General features: G+C 35.1%; 21 protein-coding genes. 14 read left to right on the forward strand and 7 right to left on the reverse strand.

What is annotated here, in order from left to right:
- Position 1: 1 nt before the first annotated feature.
- Positions 2-1,624: a RagB/SusD family nutrient uptake outer membrane protein gene (locus tag ABVM53_RS08030; protein WP_405324902.1), complete on the forward strand. Its 1,623-nt coding sequence runs from the start codon at positions 2-4 to the stop codon at positions 1,622-1,624.
- A gap of 135 nt (positions 1,625-1,759) precedes the next feature.
- Positions 1,760-4,165, forward strand: coding sequence for a TIM-barrel domain-containing protein (locus tag ABVM53_RS08035; protein ID WP_405324905.1), 2,406 nt, complete (start codon positions 1,760-1,762; stop codon positions 4,163-4,165).
- 246 nt (positions 4,166-4,411) lie between these two features.
- On the opposite strand, the gene ABVM53_RS08040 is transcribed toward ABVM53_RS08035, so the two are convergent.
- From ABVM53_RS08040 to ABVM53_RS08055, 4 genes are all read right to left on the reverse strand, one after another.
- A complete protein-coding gene (locus tag ABVM53_RS08040) occupies positions 4,412-6,835 on the reverse strand; it encodes a family 43 glycosylhydrolase (RefSeq protein WP_405324908.1) in 2,424 nt (807 codons plus the stop codon).
- Between the two features lie 9 nt (positions 6,836-6,844).
- Positions 6,845-7,783 (reverse strand): glycoside hydrolase family 43 protein, encoded by a 939-nt coding sequence (locus tag ABVM53_RS08045; RefSeq protein ID WP_405324910.1) that lies wholly within the window; start codon positions 7,781-7,783, stop codon positions 6,845-6,847.
- Positions 7,784-8,450: 667 nt separating this feature from the next.
- Positions 8,451-10,619, reverse strand: a complete 2,169-nt coding sequence (locus ABVM53_RS08050; protein ID WP_405324913.1) for a TonB-dependent receptor — start codon at positions 10,617-10,619, stop codon at positions 8,451-8,453.
- 63 nt (positions 10,620-10,682) lie between these two features.
- Positions 10,683-10,994 (reverse strand): hypothetical protein, encoded by a 312-nt coding sequence (locus ABVM53_RS08055; RefSeq protein WP_405324915.1) that lies wholly within the window; start codon positions 10,992-10,994, stop codon positions 10,683-10,685.
- Between the two features lie 255 nt (positions 10,995-11,249).
- On the opposite strand from ABVM53_RS08055, the gene ABVM53_RS08060 reads away from it, so the two are divergent.
- From ABVM53_RS08060 to ABVM53_RS08110, 11 genes are all read left to right on the forward strand, one after another.
- Entirely contained in the window at positions 11,250-12,251 is a 1,002-nt protein-coding gene (locus ABVM53_RS08060) for a formylglycine-generating enzyme family protein (protein WP_405324918.1), read from the forward strand.
- A 195-nt stretch (positions 12,252-12,446) separates the two neighbouring features.
- Complete coding sequence (locus tag ABVM53_RS08065) at positions 12,447-13,052, forward strand: hypothetical protein (protein WP_371455246.1); 606 nt, start codon at positions 12,447-12,449, stop codon at positions 13,050-13,052.
- A 60-nt stretch (positions 13,053-13,112) separates the two neighbouring features.
- Positions 13,113-14,414 (forward strand): Na+/H+ antiporter NhaA, encoded by a 1,302-nt coding sequence (nhaA, locus tag ABVM53_RS08070; protein WP_371455245.1) that lies wholly within the window; start codon positions 13,113-13,115, stop codon positions 14,412-14,414.
- 89 nt (positions 14,415-14,503) lie between these two features.
- On the forward strand, positions 14,504-15,583 hold the full coding sequence (locus ABVM53_RS08075; protein ID WP_405324922.1) for a sensor histidine kinase: 1,080 nt from the start codon (positions 14,504-14,506) through the stop codon (positions 15,581-15,583).
- A gap of 6 nt (positions 15,584-15,589) precedes the next feature.
- The gene (locus ABVM53_RS08080; protein ID WP_405324925.1) at positions 15,590-16,915 is read left to right on the forward strand and encodes a sigma-54-dependent transcriptional regulator; all 1,326 of its coding nucleotides are present in this window, start codon (positions 15,590-15,592) and stop codon (positions 16,913-16,915) included.
- A gap of 403 nt (positions 16,916-17,318) precedes the next feature.
- Positions 17,319-17,681, forward strand: a complete 363-nt coding sequence (locus tag ABVM53_RS08085) for a hypothetical protein (RefSeq protein ID WP_371455242.1) — start codon at positions 17,319-17,321, stop codon at positions 17,679-17,681.
- 10 nt (positions 17,682-17,691) lie between these two features.
- Entirely contained in the window at positions 17,692-19,005 is a 1,314-nt protein-coding gene (locus tag ABVM53_RS08090; RefSeq protein ID WP_371455241.1) for a Glu/Leu/Phe/Val dehydrogenase, read from the forward strand.
- A 14-nt stretch (positions 19,006-19,019) separates the two neighbouring features.
- The gene (locus ABVM53_RS08095; RefSeq protein ID WP_128756281.1) at positions 19,020-19,436 is read left to right on the forward strand and encodes a GreA/GreB family elongation factor; all 417 of its coding nucleotides are present in this window, start codon (positions 19,020-19,022) and stop codon (positions 19,434-19,436) included.
- A 20-nt stretch (positions 19,437-19,456) separates the two neighbouring features.
- On the forward strand, positions 19,457-19,882 hold the full coding sequence (locus ABVM53_RS08100; protein ID WP_371455239.1) for a hypothetical protein: 426 nt from the start codon (positions 19,457-19,459) through the stop codon (positions 19,880-19,882).
- An 18-nt stretch (positions 19,883-19,900) separates the two neighbouring features.
- Positions 19,901-20,281 (forward strand): hypothetical protein, encoded by a 381-nt coding sequence (locus ABVM53_RS08105; protein ID WP_371455238.1) that lies wholly within the window; start codon positions 19,901-19,903, stop codon positions 20,279-20,281.
- Positions 20,282-20,595: 314 nt separating this feature from the next.
- Positions 20,596-21,090 (forward strand): GreA/GreB family elongation factor, encoded by a 495-nt coding sequence (locus ABVM53_RS08110; RefSeq protein ID WP_405324930.1) that lies wholly within the window; start codon positions 20,596-20,598, stop codon positions 21,088-21,090.
- Here ABVM53_RS08110 and ABVM53_RS08115 read toward each other — a convergent pair.
- The 3 genes from ABVM53_RS08115 to brnQ all read right to left on the reverse strand — a co-directional run bounded on the left by ABVM53_RS08115 (position 21,071) and on the right by brnQ (position 23,195).
- The gene (locus ABVM53_RS08115; protein WP_371455236.1) at positions 21,071-21,691 is read right to left on the reverse strand and encodes a DUF2652 domain-containing protein; all 621 of its coding nucleotides are present in this window, start codon (positions 21,689-21,691) and stop codon (positions 21,071-21,073) included. The genes ABVM53_RS08110 and ABVM53_RS08115 overlap by 20 nt on opposite strands.
- 62 nt (positions 21,692-21,753) lie before the next feature.
- Positions 21,754-21,903: a hypothetical protein gene (locus tag ABVM53_RS08120; RefSeq protein ID WP_405324934.1), complete on the reverse strand. Its 150-nt coding sequence runs from the start codon at positions 21,901-21,903 to the stop codon at positions 21,754-21,756.
- The gene (gene brnQ / locus ABVM53_RS08125) at positions 21,903-23,195 is read right to left on the reverse strand and encodes a branched-chain amino acid transport system II carrier protein (protein ID WP_405324937.1); all 1,293 of its coding nucleotides are present in this window, start codon (positions 23,193-23,195) and stop codon (positions 21,903-21,905) included. The genes ABVM53_RS08120 and brnQ overlap by 1 nt, the downstream gene beginning before the upstream one ends.
- 37 nt (positions 23,196-23,232) lie before the next feature.
- On the opposite strand from brnQ, the gene ABVM53_RS08130 reads away from it, so the two are divergent.
- Positions 23,233-24,000: an alpha/beta fold hydrolase gene (locus ABVM53_RS08130; protein WP_405324939.1), complete on the forward strand. Its 768-nt coding sequence runs from the start codon at positions 23,233-23,235 to the stop codon at positions 23,998-24,000.
- The last annotated feature ends 47 nt before the right edge of the window (positions 24,001-24,047 follow it).

Consider the following 24,047-nt stretch of genomic DNA (forward strand, 5'->3'; position numbering starts at 1 on the left):
AATGAAAAATATAAAGAACTCTTATAAGATCATAGTGCTATCATTGCTAGTTTCATTGAATTCATGCACAAAATTAGAAGACACAAATTACAACTCGCTTATTGCAGATGAATTTGAGCCTACATCAAGTGATATTGCTGCCATGGTAAGCTCAGCCTATGTAGACTGGCGAAACACTTTATTACTATGGAATGGTATCTGGAGAACTCAAGAAGTTACTGCAGATCAGGTTGTAATCCCAGCACGACCTAACGGATGGGTTGATGGTGGAGTTTACAAACGTTTACACCAGCACAATTGGACAGCAGAGGATGATCCTGTAAACCAAGGTTGGTCACGTACTTATAATGGCATTACTAACTGTAATAAAATAATTTTTCAAATAGAATCAGGTTATGTGCCACTTGAAGATGAGTTGCTGGCTACTTCTATTGCTGAGTTACGGGTGTTAAGAGCTTCTTATTACTATCTATTACTAGATCTCTATGGTAATGTTCCCATTGTAACACAATTTGATGTCCCCGAAGGCTTTTTGCCAGAACAATCTACACGCAAAGAAGTATATGATTTTATCGTAACAGAAATTACCGAAAGTCTTGAAGACCTTAGTGAGAACTCAGGGGCAGAGATGTATGGAAGATTTAATAAATGGGGAGCATACACCCTTTTATCCAAAGTATATTTAAATGCCGAAGTTTGGAGTGGTACACCACAGTGGCAAAAGTGTATTGATGCTGCTCAGGCAGTAATAGATTCTGGAAATTATATTTTAGAAAGCAATCAAAAGAGTGTGTTTGTTACCGAAAATCAAAACTCTAAAGAAATAATCTTTGCTTTGGCAATAGATGATAATTATACTACATCTTGGAATACATTTGATATTCACTTGCAAACCTTACAGCCAGCAAATCAAGCTACTTATGACTTAGAGTTAACACCTTGGGGAGGTATGGCTGCAATCCCTCAGTTTATTAGTTCGTTTGACCCAGATGATAGCAGATTAACCAATAATTTTATTTACGGGCAACAATATGCATCTTCTGGTGAAGAACTTAAAGTTTCATTAGGCTCGTTTAATGGGGACCCTCTAAACTATATAAATGAAATACCAAGTGTTGACCGTTCAGAGTCTATACATGGTTATCGTTTTGGAAAATTTGAAATTGAAATGGGCAGCTCTAATATTCTAAATAATGATTTCCCGGTATTTAGATATGCAGATGTGTTAATGATGAAAGCTGAAAGTCTTTTAAGATTAGGAAGTGCTGACGCTGCAGCAACAATTGTAACTCAAGTGCGTGAACGTGCTTTTAGAACTAATCCAGACAAAGCAGTGGTTACTGGAGCAGAACTTATGAGTGGAGCAGTATATGATTACGGCCTAAGAAATGAAAATGCTACCACACAAGATAACGATGATATCACTTACGGTCGTTTCTTAGATGAATTAGGGTGGGAGTTTAATCAAGAAGGTCATCGAAGACAGGACTTAATACGTTTTGGAATATTTACTACTAAATCTTGGTTATCTCATGAGCCTGTGGGCGAATATAGATCTCTTTATCCTATTCCGCAACAAGCCTTGAATAACAATACTAATTTAGTACAAAATCCAGGATATTAAACTTCAACATTAAAACACCTGAAACTCTATAATTTTCAAGTGTTTAAAACCTATAAAAATCTATTAATCAACAAGAGGGATTGAAAACATTCTAACAAAGTAGCATTCCTCTAGTACTATTATTTTATAAAAGCTATGCAAATTAAAGCACTCCTATTACTCTTTTTAATTTCTTGTAGCACTACTCAAGCTCAGAAATCATATGCAAAAACAGAATTCGGTCTAAAAGCTGAAGTAGATTCACTTGTCATTGAATTGCAATTTTATTCTTCAAAAAATGTTCGTGTTCTAAAATCTAAAAAGGGATTTGATTTTGATAAAAACAGTCTTTCTGTAATTGCTAAACCTCAGAACACAAATTTTAAAATTTCTGAATCAGAGGTATCTACAGTAGTACTTTCATCAGATGATTTACGCGTGTCATTAGATTTGGTTTCTGGTGCTATAAGCTTCCAGGATTTGCAAGAAAACCTGCTTCTTAAAGAGAAAATTGAAGGAAGTCATCTAGATCCTAAAATGGATGTGAATGAGCCATCTTTTCGCGTAAAGCAAGAATTCCAACTTGATAAAGACGAGTTTATATACGGCTTAGGCCAGTTTCAGGAAGGTAAGATGTCCCAACGCAATCAACAATTGTTTATGCGACAGGATAATAAAGAAACCGTAGTTCCTATTATTCAATCAACTAAAGGTTACGGGGTTTTTTGGGATAATTATGCTCCTACCACTTTTTTTGATGACCTTACCGTTACTTCTTTTGACTCTGAGGTAGGTGAATTAATTGATTATTACTTCATGTATGGTGAAAATGCAGATGGCGTTGTCAAACAGATACGAATGCTTACAGGTAATGCCCCTATGATACCCTATTGGACTTTTGGGTACTGGCAAAGTAAAGAACGTTATGAAAGTCAAGAAGAGACTGAAGGTGTTGTACAAAAATATCGCAATTTGGGTGTGCCAATTGATGGTATCATTCAAGACTGGCAATATTGGGGAGATAATTACCATTGGAACGGGATGACTTTTGGGAATCCTACATTCCCTAACCCTGAAAAACTCACTAAGGCAATACACGATTTAAATGCACATATTATTATTTCGGTATGGGCTTCTTTTGGTCCTGAAACAGCTCCTTTTAAAATCCTAAAGGATCGAAACATGTTGCTCGATTTTACTACCTATCCTCAACGTGCAGTTAACTACTGGCCGGCAAAACCTGATGATCCGTTGGCTGGTGTTAAAGTATATGATGCATATAATCCTGAAGCACGTGATATTTATTGGGAGCATCTAAACGAAGGTATTTTTTCAAAAGGTATCGACGGCTGGTGGTTAGACTCTACAGAACCTGACCATTTAGATATTAAAGACAAAGATTTTGATACACAAACTCATCTAGGATCATTTAGAAAAGTACGCAATGCTTTCCCGTTGATGACCGTAGGGGGCGTTTATGAGCATCAACGGGCGACAACTTCAGATAAACGGGTGTTTATATTAACGCGCTCTGCTTTTGCCGGTCAACAGCGATATGCTGCAAATTCTTGGTCTGGAGATGTAGTTTCAAATTGGAAAACCCTAGAAAAACAGATTTCTGCAGGTCTTAATTTTGTTTCAACAGGAATACCCTACTGGAATTCTGATATAGGCGGCTTTTTTGCGTGGGAATATCCTGGCGGAATTAAAAATCCTTCTTTTCAAGAATTATATGTAAGATGGTTACAGTATGGTGCGTTTACTCCTATGATGCGCTCACACGGTACTACAACTCCTCGAGAAATATATAAACTGGGGAAACGCGGTGACTGGAATTTTGATGCCGTAGAAAAATTTATAAATCTGCGTTACAGGTTACTACCGTACATCTATTCTGAATCTTGGCAAGTGACTTCTAATGCTTCAACCTTGATGAGACCTTTATTTATGGACTTCTCTCAAGATAAAAAAGCACTTGATTTAAATGATGAGTATATGTTTGGTAAATCTATACTTGTAGCTCCAGTAACTGAAGCTATGTATACTAAAGGTAATAACGACTCTTCAGCGACATTTGACAATACAGGAAGTCGTAAACTGTATTTACCCGCTTCTACAGACTGGTTTGACTTTTGGACAGGCGAGAAATTTACCGGTGGTCAGGAAATTGAAAAACAGGTTCCGGTAGATATCATGCCGTTATATGTAAAAGCTGGCTCAATTATTCCATTTGGTCCTAAAGTGCAATACGCTAATGAAAAATTAGGCCCGATAGAGATTCGCATTTATCCGGGTGCCGATGCTCATTATACATATTATGATGATGAGCGTGATAATTACAATTATGAGGATGGCTCATACACTACAATTGAGTTTACTTGGGATGATTCTAAAAATAAATTAACTGTAGGCAAGCGTGAAGGAAATTTTGAAGGATTACCTGAAGCTATCGAATTTAATATTCTAAAAGTTACAGATAAAAACAGTTCTGGTATTTACCCTAAAACTGCTACAACCAAATTATTATATAAGGGTAAATCAAAAGTTTTAAAAATAGACTAACTCACAACTTGTTGTGAATCTTAGATAAGGTATTTGAGTTAGCTTTTAAAACACCAAAAACTCCTTGCTTAATTATATAAACGCATTATCTAATACACTTATTTAACGCTATTAATCAAGGAGTATATTTCAACATAGTTTAAGAACAAATAATTATAAAGCAATAAACCCGAAAAAATCATTTTTCCGGGTTTATTGCTTTATAATTTAACGCTTAGATAGATAACAATTAAACGTTACAATAATTTAGTTTTGAACACTTGTAGTCAGGTCTATATATGTGGGTTCGTTACGTGAGGCAACTAACCAGTTATTTTCAAGTCTTAACTCTACTACTTGAATTGACGAACGACGCTGATCAAATCCGTCAAGGTCTTTTCCTGTTCCGTGACGACCGGGATGTGTAAAATAGAATAAATAAGCACGGTTATTTTGAACGACTACATCCCCATGACGTGCTGCCGGAATATCATCTTCTCCTATTCCCGAACCGTGAGGCATAAGTGCTCCTCCAGGTTGTCGCTCCCAATTTTGAGCATATTTAGAACGATATGTAGCAAATCCCTGACCGTCACATAAAATCATCCAGAACCAATCTTTCCACTTAAAAATTGCCGGTCCTTCACCTTTAGCACTAAAGACCTTTTTGCGATCTGACCATTGTTTTAAATCTTTACTTTCAGAATAGTAAAAGGTTGAAGCTCCTCCACTTGGATCTTTGTGATACATTCTAAAACTTTCATCAGGCATTTGCAATACTTCAGCATCATAGCTTCCTACAGGAAGTTCAAAGCGATGTTTATGTGTCCAATCTCTTAAATTATCACTCGTAAATTGATCAATATAACCAGGCACTTTCCCCCAGGATGTTGCTTCCCCTGCCTGAATACTTAAAAACATATGCCATAATCCATCTGGCCCCTTGATAACATCAGGCGCCCATAACGTTGCAGATTTTCCTCCTGAATTTTCTGGTAACTTTGGGAAGTTTGTAGTTCCTACATATTCCCAATTAGCACCATCCTCAGATTGGGCAATACCTACTTCTGTTTTAAATACCCAGCTTACTCCTGGTAATTGAGTTTCAGTTGCCCGTCGATTTGTATAATACATCCACCATTTGTTGCTTATAGGATTCCAGATTACCACAGGATCTGCAGCTCCATCAAAAACTGGATCACGATATAACGGTTTTGCAGCTCGTTTTCCTGATGCGTATTTAAAATAATCATATTCTACAGTTCCCGATCCTGCTGACAACAATCCTCCGCGCAGCGCATAAAACCCTCTGTAATTATTATGATGCAGACCAGAAACATCTACATGTTCTTTTAAAGTATCCCACACCATACCATCTTTACTTATTGCAAAAGAGCATAAATTATTTTGATTTTCAATCCTCAAGTGTACTTCTCTACCCCATCGATTAGGTACTTTTTTTATAGCGTTTGCAGCATTGTATAAAGCTATGGAATCTGCACTTACTGTAATACCTGCATATGCTTGTTCTTTATAATACAATATAAGGCCTCCCGTATTTTCTGATACAGCTACTTTAGTTTGTAGTGCATAGTTTTCATCAGTAAGAGTTGTTAAAAGTTTATGACCGTTAGAGACATCACTCCCTTTACTTTTTAAATGTATTTTACCATTCTCGATTTTATTTTCTTGAGGTAAGAAAGCTCCCCACACGGTCCACTGCAACCCTATATCTGTTCCATTAAAATCATCAGAGAGTTCTAAACTTTGAAAGTCATTACTTATTTTAGGTATGTCTCGAGTAGGATCAAGTTCAAACCATCCATCCTCAGTGTATTTTATAGGCTCAATTAATGTATGCCTACCTAAAGTATAAGCATCTTTGTTATAAGCGTGATAAACCACCCACCAGTTGCCATCAGCATCATCTATAAATGTACCGTGACCTTTTGACCACCACTTATCCTGTGCAGAGTATGTATGTACAATGGGATTATTTGGCGCATTTTCCCACGGACCATCTACATTTTTAGAACGAGCGACTACAACCATATGACTCGTTGCTGGTCCTGCAGTACCTCCTTGTGCGCTTATTAAATAATAGTAATCATTATGTTTAATAAGTTTTGGTGATTCTAAACAAAAACATTCGGTATTCCATTTACTTGGATATTTCCAACCTGAATAGGTTTTTTCAGGTTTAGATATTGAAGAAAGGCCATCTTGAGCGAGTTGTACCACCTCACCATTACTTAGATGTAAAAATCTGTTTCCATTATCATCAGCTATATGCCCTGGGTCAATACGAGGCGTTTTAAGATCTATAGGCTGGCTCCAAGGACCTTTAATATCCTCAGCCCAAATAACATAATTTGTGCCGTTTGCAGGATAATAAATGTAATATTTATTATCATACTTGACTAAATCAGGAGCATACGCAGACCCTGTAATAGCGGTGTTTGTTCTAACTAAAGACTTCCAGTTTATTAAATCTGTTGAGTGCCAAATAAGAAAACCAGGGGCGTAAACAAAAGGAGAGTGAGTCATATAATAATCACTACCATCCCTAATTATGGTAGGGTCTGCATAATCACCTTTGAGTATTACTTGAGGAGTATTTTGTGCATATGATAATTGTATAAAAACAAAAAATAAAAGCAGATTAAACGTTTTTTTGAGACTGGTATACATAAGGTTAATTTATTTTTGAATCCAATATTTTTCCAACTGTGTTAATTCTTCAAGGGTAATATGAACTACAGCGCCATGCTTGGGAACCGTAAAGTTTGTGGCTTTCATAGGACCTTCATTAAAGCGACCCAAATCTTTGAACGTTTTAAAGTCTGAAGTTTCTCTAAAACCAAAATTTGCTGGCTTTAGACCATATATATCATACATTAGCACCCATTTATCTTCCCCAATCCTTTTCCAGATATTTGGAGCTTCACATTTTAAATCTTCACTATCATACCAGTTATCATCATAGATATAACTGCCATTTATTTTCTTTGAAGTCGCTTGTTTTATACCAGGTGTTCCGTCGTGTGGAACATAAAACATATGATAATTGTTATTTATTTTAGTAATATCAGCATCTATATAAGTAATGTCTTTAGGGTAGTCAAATAACAGCTTAGGTTCAGATTTTAATTTTGTAAAGTCTTTATTGACATAACTGTAGTATAATTTAGTATTACCATCTTTAAAACGCATGCTGTAATAAATCATGAACTGCTTTCTATCTTCATCATATATCGTTTGCGGAGCCCAGGCACAGCCTATATCTTCATAGTTTTTAAAACTTTCATCTATAGCAATTGTAGTATGTGACCAGTTGATTAAATCTGTAGATCGCATTAAGACAAAGCCTCTGTTGTTTCCCCAACCATATATTTCTCTGGGACGCTCAAACTCTTTATCTCTATAACCTTCAGATTTAGCATATATATGCAAATCAGTCATGACCATGTAAAAAGCATCATCAGGACCACGCATAATATGAGGGTCACGTATTCCTCTTTGATGTGCAATAGTATCTCCAGAAATCACAGGATTACCATTATTTACATCTGTAAATGAATACCCATCTTTACTTACAGCCATATGTAAGCTGTGGTCGCTATCCTTGAAATAAACCATAAGATACGCTGCCAGTTTATTTTGGCTATACGAGTTTTCACAAAAAAATAGGAAAACAATGAAGAGTAGAAGACTATTTATTCTAACCATAACTGCTCTATTTTATGATAGTTTATACAAATATTATTAAAAAAATTAAATAAGTGTGATTTATTACACTTATTTAATTTTTTTAATAATATTTTCTTTCAAATGATATTCAATTATTTGTTATTTGGGCAATTAACAGCTGGACCATGAAAATTATTTTTTTGTGATTAGTTGATTTTAGGTTCGTCGGGAACGTTCTATTGAAACTTGGGAATGCTTCTAGGACTTTTACCAGATAACATCAATGAGAATATATTTTGTGTGAAAGGATTAGGAGTCTTAAAAGACTTAAAATATTAATAAAACGCTAGTAATCAATGAAAAAGCTTTTTGGATTAATGCTGAAGCGTAGAATTTGCCAAGAGCCGCTCTTGAAATTTAACCGTAGAAGATAATTATAGTTGTAAGCGGTAAAGGTTATGAAGAAAAATTACATTATGATGAAATTTTGTTGATTAATGGGTATGTAATCTAGTATAGATTTTTGTTGTTTTATAAAATTAATTTCACCCGCCCGGGGTACAAGAAGCCGCATATTGCATAAAAGCGATATGCGGTTTTTTTCTTTTCTAAGCATTTACAACTTTATCTTGAATCCGCCATTGATCACAAATCCATCAACTGGCGCATAGATATCTCTAAACTGAGGATCCTCTAAAGTCCCGGTATAAATAGTGTCAAATCGCGTTTGACGCGCGTCTAAGAAATTTTCAAAGTTTAAAAAGATAGAGAAAGTATCACCTAACTTTTTCTCTGTCATAAGTCCCACTATCCAATAAGACTGGCCTGTAGTGCCATCGTTTAGCTTTTGCGGACTATAATAATATCCTTCGAGACCTACCCAAAAATTATCGTGCTTTTCATACATCAAAACATTATTAAGTCTATGCGTAGCAACTAGTGGATATTGCTCGCGTTGCCCGTCATAGTGTTTATCTACATCTGCAAGCGTATAGCCTACAAAAAGTTTAAAATCTTTATAACTCCAGCGCATATTTGCTTCAATACCTTTAGTGTCTAGATGACCGTTAGGTTGAGTAAACTCATAAAACATATTTGAAGTGCTGTTTAATAATAACGGGTCATCTATCCTCGTGTAGAATAATAAAACATTAGTAGACAAGTTAAGATCCTCTGTAATCGACCATTTATAATTACCATCAATATTGAAGCCTATTGAGCGCTCCGCATCTGTATCATCAACAGATAGAGGCATTATATTTTGAAATTGAAGTCGTTCTACATCTTCTGTAAATAAGGTAGGTGTTTTGTAACCGAGACCACCGCCGGCGCGTAATGTAAATTGTGATGAAGGTTTATACATAACTGAAAAACGCGGAAGTATATAAAACCCATAATCACTCTGGTAATCACCTCTCAACCCAGTTTCTAAAACTATATTTTCTTGTATATCCCAGATATTCTGAACAAACATACCAACAGTATAATTAGAGTAGCTCAAATCCTGATTAGGGTCACCTCGATATTGATCAAAATTTTCAGTCCATAGATTAAGTCCGGCAACCCATTCTGTATTTTTTTCAACTGCTGAAAGATTAAGCTCTGAAAATGATGAGATTTGTTTACCGGCAAAATTATAATCGGGTATTTCTATTTTACGGTCAAAAAAGCTGATGCTGTTTTTTACTTCAAGAGATAATTTTTCAGAAAAGTTGTGTCTTCCTAATAATTGAGTAGATAATCTATTTGTGATATTTTCTTCAAAATAACCACTTTCGGTAGTGTTTTCAATAAAATCTATAGAACCACCCAGGCGTTTTTCAGTAACATAATTAAAGCCTAAATTAAAATTTGTCTGATCATTAAGATAAACATAGAATTTAGGATTTATGGTAAAGCGATCAAACTTAGGTATCGCTGTAAGTCCTATATCTGCAGGATCATATGGAGTTGAAGTGTTATAACTGGCAAATACAGTTGCTCCTGTATTCTCATATTTTTCAGAATAAAACCCACTAAGATCTAATCCCAATGCAGAAGTAGCGTTAGCCATAAAACTTAACTCTCGCTCTTCTTGAGGCGTTTTAGAAATAAGATTTACCAATCCTGCAATCGCGCCGCCACCATATAATGTAGATGAGGAACCCTTAATAACTTCCACTTGCTTGAGGTCTAGCGGAGCTATTTGCATAAGACTTAAGCCTCCAGAATACCCAGAATATAAAGGTAAACCATCTCTTAAAAGTTGGGTGTACTTACCGTCTAAACCTTGAATTCTAATACTGGAGTTGTAACTGGTAGCAGATGTCTGCTGCGTTTGAATACCCGTACTTTCATTAAGTAGCATACGTATGTCACCAGGCTTCATATTTCCTTTTTCTGATAGTTCTTCTCCGGCAATAAATTCTAGTCGTGTCGGGGTATCTTGAAAGGTTCGTGAGCTACGTGTGGAGGTAAGAATGATCTCGTCCATTTCTTCGTGAGATTCTTCGAGCTGAAAAATTTCATTAAGCTGATTGTTACCTAGTGGAAATGTACGTGTGATTTCTAGTGTTTGAAATCCCACATAACGTATTTCAATTTTAAATTGACCGTTAGGAATATTCTGTATTTGTACCGCGCCATCCATATCGGTAACGGCACCTTTGTTAAGTTCTTCTATGAATACAGAGACTCCATATAACGGTTCATTTGTTTCTGCTTCTTGTATGGTGGCTTTAAAAGTATTTTGCGCCAGAGTAGTGCTATAGACAAATAGCACTAACATCAAAAAAGTATATTTCAATGTGATAAATTTTAGAATAATAAAATGTGATAATCGCGTAAACGAAAAAAATCTGAATTTTAATTATCCCTTTGGAGGCTTGAAAAACGAGGAATTAAAAGTATCCTGAATAGTCTGATTGATGGATAGTATTTTAGTAGATACTAGTTTATGCTGAATAAAATTAAGTGAACCAGAATTAAGTACAATAAATCCTGAACAGCTTCCGCAATTAAAAAAAGGCGAACAAGGTAAATGGCTTTTTTCAGTATCATTTTCAGAAGTACTCCCGCAAAGTTCTGTGCTCTCTGAATCACATACAGACTCGTCTGAACAGCATGGTGTCACTGAAGCAAACAGCGTAATAAAAGAAAGTAGTATTACCAGAAATCTCATCGCGGCAAAAATACTATTAATGTAAATAAGGGAATACAGTTTTAATCTAAGAATTATCAGTTTTAAAATAAATCTTATACCCTGATATTCTAATGAGATTCTAGAAAAGTGTTTAATTTCACTAATCTTAATAAAATATTTCTAATTCATTTTATGCACTTGAGTAAACCTTTTTATTATACCACCCTTATTTTACTAGCATTCGCAACGGGTTGCAAGCAGAACTCTGAGAAAAACACAGAGGAAACAGTTAAGATGAATGAACCTTTAAAATTAGTAGTCATACAGCCAGATACAGTTGCTACTCCAGAGGGGATGGTTTGGGTTTCGGGAGTAAATTTTACGCAAGGAGCTGCAAGTTCAGACGTGCTGGCTTTGCCCCGAGAAAAGCCGGCTCACCCTGTTGCTGTAGATGGATTTTTTATTGATCAAACCGAAGTAACAAATGCTCAGTTTAGAAAATTTGTTGAAGCAACCGGTTATATTACAGTGGCAGAGCAGCCTGTAGATTGGGAGCAGATGAAAAAGGAATTGCCTCCTGGAACGCCAAAACCGGCAGATAGTCTTTTACAGCCCGGATCATTAATTTTTAATAGATCTGTTGAGGGTGTTTCTGATTTAAGTAATTATGCGCAATGGTGGGAATGGAAAACAGGTGCAAACTGGAAACATCCTCAAGGCCCCGAATCTTCAATTATAAACAAAGATAATTATCCAGTAGTACATATTGCTTACACAGATGCTATGGCTTATTGTAAATGGGCTAACAGGCGATTACCTACAGAAGCAGAATGGGAAGCAGCCGCCTTTGGTAAACTACACGGGGGTGTTTATACCTGGGGAAATGATGATGATAGTCTGGTAACTAAAGCAAATACTTGGCAAGGAGATTTCCCAAATAGAAATTCTGCTCAGGATGGTAATTCTTATCTCGCTCCAGTTGCTGCCTATGACCCTAATTCTTTAGGGATATACGATATGGCAGGGAATGTTTGGGAGCTTACTGCAGATTGGTTTTCGGTATCTTATTACGAAAGCCTACCATTAGACAAAATCACAGTAAATCCTCAGGGACCTTTAAAATCTTATAATCCTCAAAATCAATTTCAGCCTGAAAAAGTAATTAAAGGTGGATCCTTTTTATGCGATAAGTCCTATTGCGCCAGTTATCGTATATCTGCTCGTATGGGGCAAACCATCGATTCTGCTTCAGATCATACTGGTTTTAGAACTGTGGTAGATATTACCATGCTATAATTCACTATAATTAATGGGTAATTATTACCCTGTCGGGAATTTATAGACCAGTATCTATTTTTGTGAGAATTATCTTTACGTAATTAAAACGCTAAAAATCAATTAAATAAAAATAGTATAACGATGTAGTCGTATATTTGGAAAAGACTTTGCAGAGCTCAGTATGTATTCACACACTTCAATCTCTTCAATTTTATGTCTAGAAAAATATCTATATCAAAACGTATAAATGCAATTCTTGCGTTGCTAATTGTATTTTTATTAGTTCTGGCTACTAACAGAATAGATCAACGAAATTTTGATGTCGCTCGGGAGTGTGTTACAGAAGTTTATAAAGATCGCGTTCTGGTACAAGGATATATATTTTCTATATCTAACGTAATTACAAACAAAAAACTTTCTTTAAAAGATTCTAGTAGTCAAAACTTTAATCCCAAAGAAAATGAACGCATTGATCAGCTTTTAGACAATTTTGAAGCCACTAAGCTTACCATTTCTGAAGGCAATCATCTGAAAAAATTGAGGGAGAGTTTTGAGACCTTAACCAAACTTGAGGCACAGCAAAATGTTACAAATTCCACAGATTTAAAGGAAAAAAAAGACACGACTCTTAAAGAAATGAGTGCTAGCTTAATAGATCTTTCAAAAATTCAAATTAGCGCCAGTAAAGATCTTACGCATAGTGCGCAGAAGTCACTTGAGGTTAGCGAACTCTTATCAAATCTTGAAATTATATTTTTAATAATTACAGGAATTGCAATTCAATTTATTCTTTTCTATCGCGTACGGAAAACGAATTAAAAAAATAATGTCAGTCATTTAATTATATCTATTTAGTGATTTGATTAAATGTTATTTAATATGGATAAAAAAATACTTCGTAGTACTCCTTTTCAAAAATTCGTAAAAATTGAAGGCTTCGGTGGGATATTGTTATTGATAGCAACACTTACCGCCTTAATTTGGGCAAACTCGGCATTGGGAGCTAGTTATACTTCAATTTGGAATTATAAAGTAGGTCTTAAAACAGAAAGTTTTGAACTTTATAAGCCGCTCCTGCTTTGGGTTAACGATGGTCTAATGACTGTCTTTTTCTTTTTGATAGGTCTAGAAATTAAACGGGAAGTACTTATAGGAGAATTGAACTCGTTTAAAAAAATGGCATTTCCATTATTTGGTGCAATAGGTGGAATGATTATACCAGTATTATTCTTTCTTATTCTCAATCAAAATGAATCTACATTTAAAGGTTGGGGAATTCCTATGGCTACAGATATTGCATTTTCACTAGCAATTTTAAATGCATTGGGGAAAAGGGTGCCTTTAAGTCTCAAGATCTTTTTAACGGCATTTGCTATTGTAGATGATCTGGGAGCAGTTCTTGTAATTGCAATTTTTTATAGTGGAACTATATCTATGTCTTTACTAGGAACGGCGATAGGGCTATTACTTATTTTGTATTTTCTTTCTTACAAAAGGTATTATTCAAAATTTGTGCTGGTTACAATGGGTGTTATAATCTGGGTTTTGTTTTTAAAATCTGGAATTCATCCTACACTAGCAGGTGTTTTATTAGCGTTTGCAGTTCCTATTAGGCAATCTATAAATACCCCGGCATTTATAGAAAATCTTGTTTCAATTACTAATAATATTAAAGATGCTTCTATTTCTAAAAAGCCCATTTTAAGTAAGGAGCAAATTCAGGAAATTGATGAACTTCAAGAATGGACCGGTAAATATCAATCTCCCTTACAGCACATGGAGCATAGTCTTCACGGTTGGGTTGCCTATCTTATCATACCTTTATTTGCACTAGCTAATGCGGGAGTTGTAATTACCGGAGGAGACAATCTAGATACCATGTTGATAATAAATATTGTGGTATGTCTGGTACTGGGTAAAAGTATAGGTATTACATCAATAGTAGTACTGGCGCAAAAATTAAAACTTTTAACTGTACCTAAAGAAATATCCTTACAGCATATTATAGGCACTTCTTTTTTAGCAGGTATCGGTTTTACAATGGCAATTTTTGTGTCTAATCTGGCTTTTTCAGATGATCCCTCTTACAATCTGTCGGCAAAAATGGGTATTTTAATAGGCTCATTAATTGCAGCTATTTTAGGATATTTGATTTTGAGAATAAAACGTACAGCTAATTAAATGCTTTTTTCGAAGGAGTCTGCACTTAGAGTTTTAGCAATTTTAATGGTAAGTTTTATATATTCAAATTAATCAAAATGCTAATAAGGATGAGTAGTAGTCTTGAAGATGCGCTAAGAGAACGTATAAAAGAGCTTACCTGTTTGTATGAAGTGTCTTCAATTCTGGTTAATGCTAATCTTGATGAACAGGAAGAAACCTTTAAAGCTATAGCGGTATGCTTAAAAAAAGCTTTTCAGCACCCGGAATTCACTGAAATATCTATCAATCAAGAAAGTGCTCAAATTCATACCGGTACAATCGATATGAGTAAATCTATAAGCGCGCCTATAAATTTGTTTAACAAACAAGAAGGTGAGCTGATTGCTTATATCACAAATCCCGAATTGGGTTTTTTACAAGAGGAACAACAACTTATAGATAATATAGCTCTCAAAATAGGTGATTTTTTAGAGCGGGTAGCCATTCGCCGAAGTGAAGCCCTGTTAAAAAGGCAAATGGAGCACGCAGACAGGTTATCTATACTTGGAGAATTAACAGCTGGTATCGCTCACGAACTCAACACTCCCTTAGCAAATATTCTAGGATTTTCAGAGCTTCTTAAAGATAGTCTTACAGAAGATAAAGGTGCTGTGGCAGACCTTGATAAAATAATCAAAAACGCTATTTTCTCTCGGGAGGTGGTTAAAAAGTTGATGTTTTTTGCCTGTGCTATGCCGCAGGAAAAGATGAGTATAAATATTGTTCCGCATATTAATGATGCCATTAACTTACTGGATGCCACTTTTAGAAAAGAGAAGGTCAAGTACATTGTGAAAATTCAGGAAGAGGAAATGTATTTAAGGGCAGATACCGTACAGCTCACACAAATAATTTTCAACCTTATTATAAATGCTATTTATTTTTCTCCGGAAAATGGACTGGTAACTATTGAAGCTTTTCAAGATAAGAAGACTATAATTTTAAAGGTAATCGATGAAGGCCCGGGACTGTCTGATGAAACCTTAGGAAAAATCTTCCAGCCATTTTTTACCACAAAGCCTACTGGAGCCGGTTCTGGTCTGGGACTTAGTGTAGTACACGGGATTGTTGCAAGTCATCAGGGAGCCATTGTTGCTTCTAATAATAGTGATAAAGGAGCTACATTTAAAGTAAGCTTACCTAAATAATAAGTTATGCAATTACGTAGAGAAAATATTCTTATTGTAGATGACGACCTAAATATTTTAGAACTTTTACAGCGTCATTTAAATTCGTGGGATTATCATACTTATAGAGCGGTGTCAGTAAAAGAAGCTGTTAGTATTTTAAGTGATAGTTCTATAGATCTTTTAATAACAGATCTTAAAATGCCTGAAATTGATGGTTTTGAGCTCCTGAAATTTGTCTCTGAGCATTATCCAACTATTCCGAAGCTTATTGTAACTGGTTTCCCGTCTGTACAAGACTCATTGGCAGCAATAAAATCTGGAGTCATCGAATATTTAACTAAACCTTTTACAAAAGATGAGCTTAAAACTGCTGTTATTAAAGCGATCCCAATACGTAATACTGAAGAGCCGCCAAAGCCTTCAAATTTTAATAATGAAACGACCTTTAATGAAATCATAGGGAAATCTGAGAAAATTGAAGAGGTTTTACAGTTAATAGGTCGTGTAAAAAACAATAAGGCAACTGTGCTCGTAACTGGTGAGAGCGGTACCGGTAAAGAACTTGTTGCACGCGCAATACATTACAGTGGGAAATTTTCTAATGCACCTTTTATCGCAGTAAATTGTGGGGGAATCCCCGAAAATCTTTTAGAAGCAGAGCTCTTTGGTTACATGAAAGGGGCATTTACTGGTGCTGATAAAAACAGAAAAGGAGCTTTTCAGGCAGCTCAGGGAGGTACCTTATTTTTAGATGAAATAGGAAATGCATCTTTAGCTGTTCAAGTACGACTATTACGTGTATTACAAGAAAAAGAAGTCGTGCGTATAGGTTCGCAGATTCCTGAAAAAATAGATTTGAGGGTCGTTGCTGCAACTAATAGCAATTTGCACGAGATGATTAAGCAACAAACTTTTAGGGAAGATTTATACTACCGTTTAAGTGTTGTAGAAATAGATGTGCCGCCGTTGCGAGAACGGGTTGTTGATATCCCATTACTGGTAGATAAATTTTTATTCAAATATGGGATAGAATACAAGGATCGGTTTATAAAAATGGATACAGACGCTTTAGAAGTATTGAAGCGGTATCACTGGCCGGGAAATATTAGAGAGCTAGAAAATGTGATACAACGCGCGGTAATTATGTGCGACAAAAAGGTGAGTTTAAGCAATCTTCCAGATCATTTGAAATATACTTTAGATTTTCCTGATGAGGCATTGACAACTCTTGCCAATATGGAAAAGAACTATATTTTAAAAGTTTTAAGAGCTACAGGGAATAATAAAACTAAGGCTGCTGAAATTCTTCAAATAACTAGAAAGACACTCCGGGAAAAACTCAAAGACTAAAATTTAATAAGAAGGGAGATTATAAAGTGTATTGTAGACTACAATTTACTGGATATTATTTACCCGCCAGGGTAATAATAGCCTACTTGCAAACTTTCATAAAAGTTTAGAAAAATATATAAAGCACTGTATAACAGTATTTTGAAATTTGTGTATGTTACTTGATTAGTAATTGGCATTAGTATTGCCATTATGAGTATAGTTAAAGTAATATATTATGAAAATTAATTCATTTAATATTTGCCCGAGTTGCGTTCATATTACAACCTGCGTATTAACTATGCAAAAAGAGCTTGTATGGTCTTGCAGTGAATATGACTACGCGACAACTTTAAACGATGTTCAATTAGATAAAAATCAAGAGAACTAAGTAAATTTGCTATTAATTAAAAAAGATAAAACTATGAAAGCTATTTTATTTACCGTAATCCTCGCTCTGGGAACTTTGAATATTCAAGCTCAGGGAAATTGTGAAACTCCAAAAGTAAAAACAGGGGATATTTTAAAATTATCTGGAGCTACAAACACACAATTTGAGCATATAAACTTTCCGAAGAAAAATTTTATTATAAAAAAAGGAGGGATTGTTAATTACAAAAAACTACACAACAAAGAGGTTGAAGTGACAGATATCGAAGTTGTTGAAGGTTGTATTTCTAAAATTGACGTTAAACTTGCAGATGGATCAAAGTTTTTCAATGCAGTTGAAGTAGTTAGCATAAATTTGGAGGGTGCTTTATCATCTGGTGAAGTAACCTTGAAATAATATATTTTATATGACAAGTCTAGAAAAAGATACAACTGTAGTTGTAAACCGTCCTGCAAAGTCTAATGCTACCGGGATGGTAGAAAATGTTCTTGAGCAGTTTAATACTGCTGCAGACATTATCAATTTAAATCCTAATATACGCAGGATATTAAGCGTTACAAACAATGAAATAATCATACATTTTCCTGCAAAAATGGATAATGGTGATGTGCAAATTTTCACGGGTTATCGTGTACAACATAACAACGCTTTAGGACCTTATAAAGGTGGGTTGCGTTACCACGATACAGTTGATATCGATGCTGCAAAAGCATTAGCGATGTGGATGACGTGGAAAACATCTCTTGCCGGCTTACCGTATGGTGGTGCAAAAGGTGGTATTCAAATTAATCCTAAAAACTATTCTCAAGCAGAATTAGAGCGTATTACACGTAGATTTACGTATGCTTTAGGTGAAAATATAGGACCTGAACATGATATCCCAGCTCCAGATGTTAACACAGGAGCGCAAACGATGGCGTGGATTGCAGATACTTACATGTCTACAAAGAGTCCTTCTGAGCGTTCTACGCATCAACATGTGGTAACAGGGAAACCTGTAGGTTCTGGAGGTCTTGAAGGTCGTGATCGTGCTACTGGTTATGGTGTTTACTTATGTATTAGGTTATGGGCAGAAAAAAATAATTTTCCGCTTAAAGGTAAAAAATACATCGTCCAAGGTTTTGGAAATGTAGGATACTGGGCTGCTTATTTTATGGAGCAAGATGGTGCTCTAATGGTAGGAGTTCAAGATGCTTTTGCTAGTATTTATAAAGAAGAGGGTATAGGTGTTAAAGATTTATTTAACCATATCAATGCAAATGAAGGAAGTGTACAAAACTTCCCGGGTGCTTCAGAAATAAATAAGAATGAATTTTTTGCATTAGACTGTGATTTAATAATTCCTGCGGCTTTAGGTAATCAAATTACTGAAGAAAATGCCGGTGATGTTAAAGCTAAGCTTATTGCAGAAGGTGCTAACGGTCCTACAAATGTAGAAGGTGAAAAAATACTTCTTAAAAATGGCGTGACCATTATACCAGACATTTTATGCAACTCTGGTGGTGTTATTACTAGTTATTTTGAATGGCTTCAAAATCGTAACGGTGAGTTATGGCAACTTGATGAGGTTATGGAGAAGTTAGAGAAAAAACTGGGTGCCAACTTTAATGATGTAGATGACGCTGCTAAAGAACGTAATGTTGATATGCGTACTGCTGCGTATATTTTAGCTATTGAACGTATTGAAAAAGCATACGTACAACGTGGGATTTTCCCATAAATGAGATAATCGTTGTGAAATACGGAAGCTTAATTTTAGAGAAGAAAGAATACGTTCTTTTAAAACGTATTATGAACATCTCCTATCATTTAGACGATCCTATCATACGCAATTCGATTAATAAATTGAATGAAGAATTACAACTGGCCATGATCTGCGAGGATACAGAAATCCCCGCAGATGTGGTTCGGTTTAATAGTAAAGTCACTATAGATAGTGATACAGGTACACAAGAATTCTTTATTGTACCTCCTGCAAAAAATGATCTTTTAAGAAAAAGAATTTCTGTGATGTCTTCACTAGGAGCTGCACTTATAGGGTGCTCTGAAGGAGATAGAATTGAAGGTGATTTTAATAATGGTTTTGAAAAAATATGTATTAAGAAGGTTCTTCAGTATGATGATGCCATAGATAGCGGTGTTTTATATTAAACAAATCAAACGAGAATAGTATGAATACAAGTGCTTACAATCATGACAATGAGTTTGATCTATTTCAGAAAAATACTCACGCAGAATTACAAACCTGGATTAAAGTTTTAGAAGCTTTACATCAAGAGCTTGATGCTTTCACAAAGTGGATGAGTTATGCAAATACAACAGATTCTGCTTTGCTGCAGAAAGTCATTGACAAAAGAAATGAAACACGTTCACAGCTTAGTATTTATTACAAATATGTAAATCAAGTACAAGATAACAGAGAATGTGATGATATGGATTGTGAGATCTATTACCAGCGTCAACATGAACAATTGAGACGGTTGTTTAATTACCATATAGAGCAATGCTCAAAACTTAAATGCAACGTTTTTAATACTTTAAACGTTGTCAATGTTTCCCTTAAACCTTCAGGGAATATTCAATCAGGATTGAAATAAGATTCGGGAATTTTAATAATGAACAAATCACAAGATCACTATTTTACAATTCAACTTTTTAATAAAGATATTAAAGAGCTCAATTTCTGGATGATGCAACTCGAGCAGATCACACTCGAGATAAATCAACTAACACAAATTGAAAAGAGACTTATAAAAAACAGCTCACTCAATTATAATCTTTTAGCTTTTAGACGGAAAAACACACTGTTTCTAGCCACGCTGTTTAGACAAGAACAAAGATTACAAAAAGAAAAAGATTACGGTTCGCAGGTCTATAATCCAGATTGGAATCACGAGCAAGATATGCAGCGTAATCAGTTTCTGAATCATTTTAGAGAGTTCAAAGCACTACAGAATTTGGTATATGAACGACTAACTCATATAGAAGTACGTTAGGTGTATAATTACTAGAATTTCAACTTATTATTAATCAAAACACAGAAAAGTGAAGGCAAATGATTTTAAATTTTACTTACAGATCTTGATTCTTTGTGTCATTTTCTTCGGCTTTCTTTTTGTATTCAATAAGGTTGTTACGTATCTCTTTTAATAGTTTTTTATTATTGCTTATCAATTCGATAATGATTGATAAATGGTTGAAAAATCATTGAATATTTTGCTTGGCATTTTTATTTGGGTATCGCATTTTATGTTTTTATTATAGATGGTTTATATATTTTATACCTACATTATTCAGAATAGAAATAAGTATGAGCAGAGGATTTGTAAAAGAAGATGATCAGGAAGAAGCGCCAATAATTCCGCCTCGGGCAGCATTGCCTGAAGGTGTTCTTAATTATGTGACACAAAATGGACTGCAAAAATTAAAGGACGAAAAGAAACAATTACTTACCGAAATCTCAAATCTTAATGAGGCAGACGATCGTGAGCAAAGACGTTCTAAAGCAATTCTGGTGGGAAGATTACAATTGCTTAATGAGCGTATTCTCAGCGCACGTGTAATTGATGACATCGATGAGAGCGAAGTGCGTTTTGGAGCTACAGTACGCTATAAAATAAACAACCTCACAAATGTGCTGTGTATTGTAGGTGTAGACGAGGCTGATGTAAAAAAGAATAAAATTGCTTTTACAGCTCCTATAGCTAGAGTACTTACAGGTAAAAAAGTAGGTGATATAGCTAAATTACAATTGGGTAATGAAGTAAGAGAATTATTAATTCTTTCTATAGATTACGTGCATTAGAATCTTTTAGCGGTAATAAATCTATATAATGATATTTAATTGTCCCCAAGTGTTCAACGTCTATGGCCTCATTGTGTAACGCACTCCAATTGCATTTTTCTATAAACTCTTGTTTATTGTAATTTTTCAAAAGCTGGTCAGATATCAGCAAATACTCATCTGTTTTGATGGTGTTTTTTAAAAGTCTATGAGCTGTTATAACATCTTCACCCATAAGCTTAATTCTATTTCCTATAGGAACCATTGCAATCTCTTCTCCATAATGCAATATGATTTTTAAACCGAGAATTTCAGGAATACTAGCTGCGTCTTCTGTTTTTTTGTGCTTTTTGTAAAGAAGATCCATCCGTTCATAAAAGTCAAGGTAAAAGCGAATGCATTGATCTACCAGATCATTAAGATTGGGTAATTCACCACTTCTAAAAAACAGTACAGCATCACCTTCAATTTCAGAAACCTTTAAATCAATAGTGTTTGAGTAAATAATCTCGTTAAGTAGGGCGGGGATAATTTGTGAAGTAAGTTCAAAATTTGCCTCACGCATAAACTGCGTAAAACCACTAATATCTGGAATGCAAATTAATGTAGGTTCAGCTTTCATACTGGTAAATATCTAGTAATTAAAATATACCACGCTGATTTTAGTAAAAATTTAAAACGGCTTTAGTTGTTATCCTGGGTAGATCTTAAAATAGCCTTTAATTTTTGAGCACGTGTTTCCTTTTCATCACGCAGCTTGTCTTTTTTGCGTTTGAGTAGCATGGTGTGCTTTGCTTTATTTTTTCCGTTTTTTGGAGTGCCTTTCTTTGCCATCAGTTTTCGGTCTCAGATGAATCCTTCTTGAAAATTAGGGGTTCGATAATTTTCGCAAGTACAAAAATAATCAATGTAGGTATAACCCAGCTAATTCCATAATTAATAAAAGGGAGGTTGTCGTGTGCAGCTTCCAGAGTAAGAAGATTCAAACTAATTAAAAAATCTGGAATACTAAAAAGAAAGGTGGCAATGGCAACGGTACGAAAGATAAACGGAGAAACCATTTTAGGTGGAAAAATATTGAGTATGATCAATACAATTACCAGTGGATATATAAAATTTAAAGCGGGTACTGCAACACCTATAATGTAGGCAACGCCCGTTTGACCTATTATAATTCCTAATATACTTGCTGAAAAGGCAGTGATTAAATAAGCGGCTTGAGATCCTTTAAACAAGCCTTTTACAAAATCTGCTGTTCCGGCAACAATACCTATAGCTGTTGTAAAGCAGGCCAGACTTATTAAAACCGAAAGTAGAATTCTTCCGCCTTTTCCAAGAGTTTCATAACTTAGAATAGAAAGTAAATCTGTACGAGAAGATGTCTCTACAAATGTGCTGAATAATGCGCCTACATAGATAAGACCAAAATAGATAAGAGATAACCCAATCCCTGCAAAAATTCCAGCTCTATAAAGTACTTTTTTGTTTATTTCGGGAGATTCTTGATTTTTTAAGTTCAATGAAACTACTAAAATCGCTCCGATTACGATTGCTCCAATAGCATCAAAAGTCTGATAACCTTCTATAATCCCTGTAAATAAAGCGGTGTCATTTATAGACCCCTTTGGAGTGGGTAACTCGGCAAAAATAGCTACTCCTATAATTGTTGCTAAAATTAGGAGAAGTAACGGAGTTAAATATTTTCCGAGTACATCAATGATTTTTGATCTGTTAAGTACAAATAATAAAACAAGTCCAAAGTAAATACTACTTGACGTTAAAGAAGTTATATCAAAGTAGGGTTGTAAGCCTATTTCATAAGTAACTGAAGCGGTGCGTGGTCCCGGTAGTGTAACGGCAATGAGATACACGATGATACTGAAAACCAGACTAAAGACAGGATGTACTTTTTTCCCGAAATCAAGTAAAGTACCTTGTAAACGTGCGTGAGCAAATATTCCTAAAATCGGAATAATTACTGCCGATAAAGCAAAACCTAAGCTGGTTAGAAACCATTCGTTGCCAGCTGTGTATCCTAAGTAAGGGGGGATAATTAAATTTCCGGCACCAAAAAACAGAGAAAATAATGCAAATGAAGTAATTGCGGTCTCTTTGGTAAATCTCATATGCAACGTATCTTTCGGGGGCGAAAGATAAAATAAAATGACACCAACTATTAATGTTAAGCCGCTAAATTATTCAGAAAACGGTGAAGGAGAAGTTCTGTGTTTATTGCACGGATTTCTAGAGGATAAATCCATCTGGAATCCGTTTATACATTTACTGGCAAATAAGTACCGCGTGATAGCAGTAGATTTGCCGGGGCATGGTAAAAGTGAGTTACTGCATACAGAAAATACAATGCTAGATATGGCGAGAGCTGTTCACGACACTTTAAAAAGTTTAGGTGTCAAGAGTGTGAACTTTATAGGTCATTCTATGGGAGGATATGTGGCTCTGGCTTATGCAGATTTATTTCCGAAAAATGTATGGGGAATTGTATTACTCAATTCTACTCCAGAAGCAGATACCGAGGCGCGAAAAAAATTAAGAAAACACGGTATCAAAGTGGCGCGTAGTAATTATGAAGCGCTAATATCGATGTCTGTTGTAAATCTTTTTACAAAAAACCTTCGAGAAGAACTTAGGGATGAGATAGCTAAGACCAAAGAAGTAGCACTTACGACATCCCCAGAGAGTTATATTGCCTGTCAAAAAGGAATGGCTGCTCGCAAAGATTATACTACAATGTTTATGCAAGGCGTGTTTAGAAAACAAATTATTTTAGGAGCGAGCGACACATTAATAAACGCGGATGATTTGTTAGAAAAGTTTGATTCCAGTTCTATAGATATTCACATTATGACCGGTGGGCATATGCTTCATTTAGAAAATCGGCAGGCGTTAGAAAATATATTTCTAAACTTTTAACGGGGAGTATTAGAAAATTTTCAGTTTAAGCCACTTCTTTTAAAATT

This window comes from Leeuwenhoekiella sp. LLG6367-2.1 (genome assembly GCF_045055775.1).
In the GTDB taxonomy this organism is placed as follows: domain Bacteria; phylum Bacteroidota; class Bacteroidia; order Flavobacteriales; family Flavobacteriaceae; genus Leeuwenhoekiella; species Leeuwenhoekiella aequorea.

Bases quoted from the DNA above. Each gene is read 5' to 3' on its own strand.
- nhaA (WP_371455245.1), top strand. From the start codon at position 13,113: ATGGATAAAAAAATACTTCGTAGTACTCCTTTTCAAAAATTCGTAAAA.
- ABVM53_RS08115 (WP_371455236.1), bottom strand. From the start codon at position 21,691: ATGAAAGCTGAACCTACATTAATTTGCATTCCAGATATTAGTGGTTTT.
- ABVM53_RS08055 (WP_405324915.1), bottom strand. From the start codon at position 10,994: ATGAGATTTCTGGTAATACTACTTTCTTTTATTACGCTGTTTGCTTCA.
- ABVM53_RS08100 (WP_371455239.1), top strand. From the start codon at position 19,457: ATGAATACAAGTGCTTACAATCATGACAATGAGTTTGATCTATTTCAG.
- ABVM53_RS08040 (WP_405324908.1), bottom strand. From the start codon at position 6,835: ATGTATACCAGTCTCAAAAAAACGTTTAATCTGCTTTTATTTTTTGTT.
- ABVM53_RS08110 (WP_405324930.1), top strand. From the start codon at position 20,596: ATGAGCAGAGGATTTGTAAAAGAAGATGATCAGGAAGAAGCGCCAATA.
- ABVM53_RS08065 (WP_371455246.1), top strand. From the start codon at position 12,447: ATGTCTAGAAAAATATCTATATCAAAACGTATAAATGCAATTCTTGCG.
- ABVM53_RS08030 (WP_405324902.1), top strand. From the start codon at position 2: ATGAAAAATATAAAGAACTCTTATAAGATCATAGTGCTATCATTGCTA.
- ABVM53_RS08090 (WP_371455241.1), top strand. From the start codon at position 17,692: ATGACAAGTCTAGAAAAAGATACAACTGTAGTTGTAAACCGTCCTGCA.
- ABVM53_RS08085 (WP_371455242.1), top strand. From the start codon at position 17,319: ATGAAAGCTATTTTATTTACCGTAATCCTCGCTCTGGGAACTTTGAAT.
- ABVM53_RS08045 (WP_405324910.1), bottom strand. From the start codon at position 7,783: ATGGTTTATTTCAAGGATAGCGACCACAGCTTACATATGGCTGTAAGT.
- ABVM53_RS08075 (WP_405324922.1), top strand. From the start codon at position 14,504: ATGAGTAGTAGTCTTGAAGATGCGCTAAGAGAACGTATAAAAGAGCTT.
- ABVM53_RS08120 (WP_405324934.1), bottom strand. From the start codon at position 21,903: ATGGCAAAGAAAGGCACTCCAAAAAACGGAAAAAATAAAGCAAAGCAC.
- ABVM53_RS08105 (WP_371455238.1), top strand. From the start codon at position 19,901: ATGAACAAATCACAAGATCACTATTTTACAATTCAACTTTTTAATAAA.
- ABVM53_RS08130 (WP_405324939.1), top strand. From the start codon at position 23,233: ATGACACCAACTATTAATGTTAAGCCGCTAAATTATTCAGAAAACGGT.
- ABVM53_RS08080 (WP_405324925.1), top strand. From the start codon at position 15,590: ATGCAATTACGTAGAGAAAATATTCTTATTGTAGATGACGACCTAAAT.
- ABVM53_RS08035 (WP_405324905.1), top strand. From the start codon at position 1,760: ATGCAAATTAAAGCACTCCTATTACTCTTTTTAATTTCTTGTAGCACT.
- brnQ (WP_405324937.1), bottom strand. From the start codon at position 23,195: ATGAGATTTACCAAAGAGACCGCAATTACTTCATTTGCATTATTTTCT.
- ABVM53_RS08060 (WP_405324918.1), top strand. From the start codon at position 11,250: ATGAATGAACCTTTAAAATTAGTAGTCATACAGCCAGATACAGTTGCT.